This is a genomic window from Streptomyces sp. NPDC043746 (genome assembly GCF_056436485.1).
In genome coordinates this window covers 15,309-21,199 of record NZ_JBWKCM010000024.1, presented here as the reverse complement: position 1 = coordinate 21,199, position 5,891 = coordinate 15,309, and the positions used below count along the sequence as shown (strand labels likewise).

General features: G+C 70.1%; 6 protein-coding genes and 5 tRNA genes. 1 reads left to right on the top strand and 10 read right to left on the bottom strand.

The window, feature by feature from the left end; genetic code table 11:
- Positions 1–169 precede the first annotated feature (169 nt).
- From AC0682_RS23560 to leuC, 4 genes are all read right to left on the bottom strand, one after another.
- Positions 170–820, bottom strand: coding sequence for an HU family DNA-binding protein (locus AC0682_RS23560; protein WP_254811607.1), 651 nt, complete (start codon positions 818–820; stop codon positions 170–172).
- Positions 821–962: 142 nt separating this feature from the next.
- The gene (locus tag AC0682_RS23555) at positions 963–1,190 is read right to left on the bottom strand and encodes an SCO5555 family protein (RefSeq protein ID WP_019766272.1); all 228 of its coding nucleotides are present in this window, start codon (positions 1,188–1,190) and stop codon (positions 963–965) included.
- A gap of 104 nt (positions 1,191–1,294) precedes the next feature.
- On the bottom strand, positions 1,295–1,888 hold the full coding sequence (gene leuD, locus AC0682_RS23550; protein ID WP_254811608.1) for a 3-isopropylmalate dehydratase small subunit: 594 nt from the start codon (positions 1,886–1,888) through the stop codon (positions 1,295–1,297).
- A 2-nt stretch (positions 1,889–1,890) separates the two neighbouring features.
- A complete protein-coding gene (gene leuC / locus AC0682_RS23545) occupies positions 1,891–3,318 on the bottom strand; it encodes a 3-isopropylmalate dehydratase large subunit (protein WP_254811609.1) in 1,428 nt (475 codons plus the stop codon).
- A gap of 173 nt (positions 3,319–3,491) precedes the next feature.
- Between leuC and ndgR the strand changes: the two genes are divergently transcribed.
- The gene (gene ndgR, locus AC0682_RS23540; protein WP_026237628.1) at positions 3,492–4,208 is read left to right on the top strand and encodes an IclR family transcriptional regulator NdgR; all 717 of its coding nucleotides are present in this window, start codon (positions 3,492–3,494) and stop codon (positions 4,206–4,208) included.
- 222 nt (positions 4,209–4,430) lie between these two features.
- Here ndgR and AC0682_RS23535 read toward each other — a convergent pair.
- The 6 genes from AC0682_RS23535 to AC0682_RS23510 form a co-directional block, all read right to left on the bottom strand.
- Positions 4,431–4,503, bottom strand: a tRNA-Glu gene (locus tag AC0682_RS23535).
- 20 nt (positions 4,504–4,523) lie between these two features.
- Positions 4,524–4,595 (bottom strand) — tRNA-Gln (locus AC0682_RS23530).
- 12 nt (positions 4,596–4,607) lie between these two features.
- Positions 4,608–4,680: transfer RNA gene (locus AC0682_RS23525), tRNA-Glu, on the bottom strand.
- Positions 4,681–4,740: 60 nt separating this feature from the next.
- A tRNA-Glu gene (locus tag AC0682_RS23520) sits at positions 4,741–4,813 on the bottom strand.
- 36 nt (positions 4,814–4,849) lie between these two features.
- Positions 4,850–4,921: transfer RNA gene (locus AC0682_RS23515), tRNA-Gln, on the bottom strand.
- 88 nt (positions 4,922–5,009) lie between these two features.
- Positions 5,010–5,729: an HAD family hydrolase gene (locus AC0682_RS23510; RefSeq protein WP_254811610.1), complete on the bottom strand. Its 720-nt coding sequence runs from the start codon at positions 5,727–5,729 to the stop codon at positions 5,010–5,012.
- Positions 5,730–5,891: the final 162 nt, after the last annotated feature.

Below are 5,891 nucleotides of genomic sequence, written 5' to 3'. Positions count from 1 at the left end.
ACCCGCCACCCGGACACCCATCCCCCCCCCCCCCCCCCCCCCCCCCCCCCCCCCCCCCCCCCCCCCCCCCCCCCCCCCCCCCCCCCCCCCCCCCCCCCCCCCCCCCCCCCCCCCCCCCCCCCCCCCCCCCCCCCCGGCGCGTTTCCTCGAAGCGAGCGGTCGCCCGGTCTCACTTCTTGCGTGCGGTGGCCTTCTTGGCCGTGGTGGTGCGCGCGGTGGTCTTCTTCGCGGGCGCCTTCTTCGCCGTGGCCTTCTTGGCGGGCGCGGTCTTCTTGGCCGTGGCGGTGGCCTTCTTCGCCGTGGTCGCCTTCTTCGCGGCCGGCGTGGCCTTCTTGGCGGTGGCGGTCGCCTTCTTGGCCGTCGTCTTCTTGGCGGCGGTCTTCGCCGGTGCCGTCTTCTTGGCGGTGGTCTTCTTCGCCGTGGCCTTCTTGGCTGCCGACTTCTTGGCGGCAGCGGCCTTGACGGTCGTACGGGCGGCGGAAGATCCGCCCGAGAGGCTGCCCTTGGGGGCCTTCTTCACGGCCACATCGTTCTTGGGGAGCTTCTTGGAGCCGCTCACCAGGTCCTTGAACCCCTGACCCGCGCGGAAGCGGGGCACCGAGGTCTTCTTGACCCGGACGCGCTCACCCGTCTGCGGGTTGCGGGCGTACCGGGCGGGGCGGTCGACCTTCTCGAACGAGCCGAAGCCGGTGACCGAGACACGGTCCCCGGCGACCACGGCACGGACGATCGCGTCGAGTACCGCGTCGACGGCGTCGGCCGCCTGCTGGCGGCCGCCGACCTTGTCGGCAATCGCTTCTACGAGCTGCGCCTTGTTCACGTCTTCCCCTTCGGAGACATTGCCGGAACGAATGCGTTCAGGCTTTTTCGCACGTTAGGCAGATATATACCGCAAATCAAACACGAAACGGGCTAATCACCCTAGTGCCGCAACGAAGTCGACCGATGCGCAGTTCCACGTGTCAGTCACCTTCGGGGAATCGGCCCTCATCGAGGTCCTTCATCAACCGGTCCAGACGCCTTGCCGCGTCCGGGAGATCGTGCTTCGCCGCGGCCGTGACGACCAGCAGCTTCCGGGAGAGCGCCATCCGTACGCCCTCCGGGACTTGCAGTGCACGCACCTTCGCGTGCGCTTCCTTCAGTCGGTCGGCGACGTGGCCATAGAGCTCGAGTTGGCTGTCGCGTTCCATGCACCGATTGTGCCATCTGGGGCGAGTTGTCGCCCGAGGGGGGCTCAACAAGCGACTGCGCCCCCTGCCGGGAGGCAGGGGGCGCAGTCATGGAAAACCGCTGCTCAGGCGTCAATTGTACGCGGTTTGTGGGTCGGCCTGGCGGCCTCGTAAGCGGCGATGTCCGCTTCGTTCTGAAGGGTGAGGCTGATGTCGTCGAGACCGTTCAGCAGGCGCCAGCGGGCGTTCTCGTCCAGCTCGAAGTCGGCTGTGACACCTTCGGCACGGACCTGGCGGGACTCCAGGTCGACGGTGATCTCGGCGCTCGGGTCGGCCTCGCTCAGCTCCCACAGCGCGTCGACGACCTTCTGGTCCAGAACGACGGTCAGCAGGCCGTTCTTCAGCGAGTTGCCCCGGAAGATGTCGGCGAAGCGGGACGAGATGACAGCCTTGAAGCCGTAGTTCTGCAGAGCCCAGACCGCGTGTTCGCGGGAGGAGCCCGTACCGAAGTCGGGACCGGCCACCAGGACCGTGGCGCCCTGCCGCTCGGGCCGGTTGAGAACGAAGTCGGCGTCCTTGCGCCAGGCTTCGAAGAGGCCGTCCTCGAACCCGTCGCGGGTGACCTTCTTCAGCCAGTGGGCGGGGATGATCTGGTCGGTGTCGACGTTGCTGCGGCGCAGCGGGACGGCCCGGCCGGTGTGGGTGGTGAAGGCTTCCATGGCTATGCGACTCCGGCGGGGGTACGGGTGTCGGACAGGTCGGCGGGCGAGGCCAGACGGCCCAGCACGGCGGTGGCGGCGGCGACCTGGGGCGAGACCAGGTGGGTGCGGCCGCCCTTGCCCTGCCTGCCCTCGAAGTTGCGGTTCGAGGTGGAGGCGGAGCGCTCGCCGGGGGCCAGCTGGTCGGGGTTCATACCGAGGCACATCGAGCAACCGGCGTGCCGCCATTCGGCGCCGGCGGCGGTGAAGACCTTGTCCAGCCCCTCGGAGACGGCCTGGAGCGCGACCCGGACCGAGCCGGGGACGACCAGCATCCGTACGCCACTGGCGACTTTACGGCCGTCCAGGATCGAGGCGGCGTTGCGCAGGTCCTCGATGCGGCCGTTGGTGCACGAACCTACGAAGACGGTGTCCACGTTGATGTCGCGCAGCGGCTGGCCGGCGGTCAACCCCATGTACTCCAGGGCCTTTTCGGCGGCGTTGCGCTCCGAGGCGTCCTCGTACGAAGCAGGGTCGGGGACGTTCGCGGAGAGCGGGGCGCCCTGGCCGGGGTTGGTGCCCCAGGTGACGAACGGGGCCAGCGCGGCGGCGTCGATGACGACCTCGGCGTCGAACACCGCGTCGTCGTCCGTGCGCAGGGTCCTCCAGTACGCCACGGCGGCGTCCCAGTCCGCCCCCTTGGGGGCGGCGTCGCGGCCCTCCAGATAGGCGAAGGTGGTCTCGTCCGGGGCGATCATGCCCGCGCGGGCACCGGCCTCGATCGACATGTTGCAGATGGTCATCCGGGCCTCCATCGAGAGCTTCTCGATGGCGGAGCCGCGGTATTCGAGGATGTAGCCCTGGCCGCCGCCGGTGCCGATCTTGGCGATGATCGCGAGGATCAGGTCCTTGGCGGTGACGTCCTCGGGCAGTTCGCCCTCGACGGTGATGGCCATGGTCTTCGGGCGGGCCAGCGGCAGCGTCTGGGTGGCCAGGACGTGCTCCACCTGGCTGGTGCCGATACCGAACGCCAGCGCGCCGAACGCCCCGTGCGTGGAGGTGTGGGAGTCGCCGCAGACCACGGTGGTGCCGGGCTGGGTCAGGCCCAGCTGCGGGCCGACCACGTGCACGACGCCCTGCTCGACGTCGCCCAGGGGGTGCAGCCGTACGCCGAACTCCGCGCAGTTCTTGCGCAGGGTCTCCAGCTGGGCGCGGGAGACCGGGTCCGCGATCGGCTTGTCGATGTCGAGGGTCGGGGTGTTGTGGTCCTCGGTGGCGATGGTGAGGTCGAGGCGCCGCACCGGGCGTCCCGCCTGGCGCAGACCGTCGAAGGCCTGCGGGCTGGTCACCTCGTGCAGCAGGTGCAGATCGATGAAGAGGAGGTCGGGCTCGCCCTCGGCGCGCCGGACGACATGGTCGTCCCAGACCTTCTCCGCGAGTGTCCTACCCATCGCTTTCCCTCCGGCCGGCGTCTTCGCCGGCCCAACTAGAGATTCGGTACGCCGCCGTCCGGATCCCCTGCGGGGCGGTGGCCACGGGCCGTTGTGGGGCCGCCCGTACAGGTTCGCAACTTCCGGAGAAAATTGAACTTGCGTTTCACAGAGTGAGACGGGAGTATCGTCGTATGGACAACTCTAGCGGCGTCGGCGTTCTCGACAAGGCAGCTCTGGTATTGAGCGCCCTGGAGTCCGGTCCGGCCACCCTCGCCGGGCTGGTCGCGGCGACCGGGCTCGCACGGCCCACGGCCCACCGTCTGGCCGTGGCACTGGAACACCACCGGATGGTGGCGAGGGACATGCAGGGCCGGTTCATCCTCGGCCCCCGGCTGTCGGAGCTGGCAGCCGCGGCGGGCGAGGACCGCCTGCTGGCCACGGCCGGACCGGTACTCACCCACCTGCGCGACATCACCGGCGAGAGCGCCCAGCTCTACCGTCGGCAGGGTGACATGCGCATCTGCGTGGCGGCGGCGGAGCGGCTGTCCGGACTCCGGGACACGGTGCCGGTCGGCTCCACGCTCACCATGAAGGCGGGCTCGTCGGCCCAGATCCTGATGGCCTGGGAGGAGCCGGAGCGGTTGCACCGGGGCCTCCAGGGCGCCCGGTTCACCGCGACGGCGCTCTCCGGCGTACGGCGGCGGGGCTGGGCCCAGTCGATCGGTGAGCGGGAGCCGGGCGTCGCCTCGGTCTCGGCCCCGGTGCGCGGGCCGTCGAACCGGGTGGTCGCCGCCGTCTCGGTCTCCGGGCCGATCGAGCGGCTGACCCGCCACCCGGGCCGGATGCACGCCCAGGCGGTCATCGACTCGGCGGCCCGGCTGAGCGAGGCCCTGCGCCGCTCGGGCTGACCCCGGCCCGTAGCCGCTCTCCCCGCTCTGCCCCTTCCTCCTGCACGTCATCTCCTCCGGCAGGCCGCCCCAGCGCCGTGGCGGCCCCTCCCTCTTCCCCGGGCCACAGCTGCCCCTCGGCCAACGGCCTTGTGACGCAGGCGACTCGGCACGACGCGCCCCGATCCGGACAAGCGAGAAGGCCCCCCACCGAAGTGAAGGGCCTTCCCTACCGCTCTGTTGTACCCCCGACCGGATTCGAACCGGCGCTACTGCCGTGAGAGGGCAGCGTGCTAGGCCGCTACACAACGGGGGCGTGGTTACTGCTGACTTGCGCTGGGCTACCAGGACTCGAACCTAGAATGACGGTACCAGAAACCGTAGTGTTGCCAATTACACCATAGCCCATGGTGTGACAAGTACCCCCGACCGGATTCGAACCGGCGCTACTGCCGTGAGAGGGCAGCGTGCTAGGCCGCTACACAACGGGGGCCCTAGCGATCCTGCATCGAGAGCGTGGGTGCGACCCAGATGTTCTCGCGGGAAGGATCTGTACCCCCGACCGGATTCGAACCGGCGCTACTGCCGTGAGAGGGCAGCGTGCTAGGCCGCTACACAACGGGGGCTTGTCCTGCTGGATACTGCTGTCTTGCTGTACTGCGCTGGGCTACCAGGACTCGAACCTAGAATGACGGTACCAGAAACCGTAGTGTTGCCAATTACACCATAGCCCACTGAAATGCAACCCCTGGAGGGGGCTTCACTTCTATCCGCGCTTCCCGGTCGGATCTTCCGTCCCGCTCGGGCGGCGCAGAAAGAACATTACCCGAAGGTGTCCGGCGCTCCAAAACGGGTATCGCCCGCCAGCAGGCCGGGGAGCTGGTCGAGCCCGGTGATCGTCACGAGGTCCGGGCGCCCGCCCCTCCCCCGTCGGTCGAGCCAGACGCCCCGCAGCCCGGCGGCCACGGCCCCGCTCGCGTCGATGTCGGGCTCGTCCCCCACGTACACCACTTCGTGCGGCTCCAGCGCGAGCGCTTCGCAGGCCGCGTGGAAGGCGCCGGGCTCGGGCTTGGAGATGCCCAGCTCCACGGCGCAGACCAGCGCCTCGAACCGGTGCCGGACGCCGAGCGCGGTCAGCTTGCGGTGCTGGTTGCGGCTGCTGGAGTTGGAGAGGATCGCGTGGCGGTAACCGGAGGCCAGCCGGTCCAGGACCGGCAGCACGTCCGGGAAGAGCTGCCAGGCGGCCTCGTAGTGGGCCAGGTGGCCGGCGAACCACTCGTCGGCCTCGTCGTCCGTCAGGGGCCGCGAGAGGAACTCCCGCACCCGGTCCCGGCGCTGGCCGAGGAAGTCCGTCTCGCCGGCGGCGACGCGCGCCCAGTGCACGGCGGTGATGGCCTTCCAGGCGGCGAGGGCCTCGTCGACCGTCGCGTACGCCTCGGGCAGCCCCACGCCCTCCAGGTGGAGCCGCATACCGGTGTGGTCGGCGCCCGCGTAGTCGAAGATCGTGTCGTCGATGTCCCAGAGCACGGCGCGGATCGGCATGTACGCCACCGTAGTCGCCCGTACGGGGTCGTGGCCGGGGAACAGCGGGAGGGGGGGGGGGGGGGGGGGGGGGGGGCTCCCGCGGAGGGGGGGGGGGGGGGCGGGGGTACAGGGGGGAACCAGGGAGCGCTACAACCACCCTCCCCCACATACCTCCCCCCC

Coding starts and splice junctions, on each gene's coding strand:
- AC0682_RS23555 (WP_019766272.1), bottom strand. CDS start 1,190: ATGGAACGCGACAGCCAACTCGAGCTCTATGGCCACGTCGCCGACCGA.
- leuD (WP_254811608.1), bottom strand. CDS start 1,888: ATGGAAGCCTTCACCACCCACACCGGCCGGGCCGTCCCGCTGCGCCGC.
- leuC (WP_254811609.1), bottom strand. CDS start 3,318: ATGGGTAGGACACTCGCGGAGAAGGTCTGGGACGACCATGTCGTCCGG.
- ndgR (WP_026237628.1), top strand. CDS start 3,492: ATGGACAACTCTAGCGGCGTCGGCGTTCTCGACAAGGCAGCTCTGGTA.
- AC0682_RS23510 (WP_254811610.1), bottom strand. CDS start 5,729: ATGCCGATCCGCGCCGTGCTCTGGGACATCGACGACACGATCTTCGAC.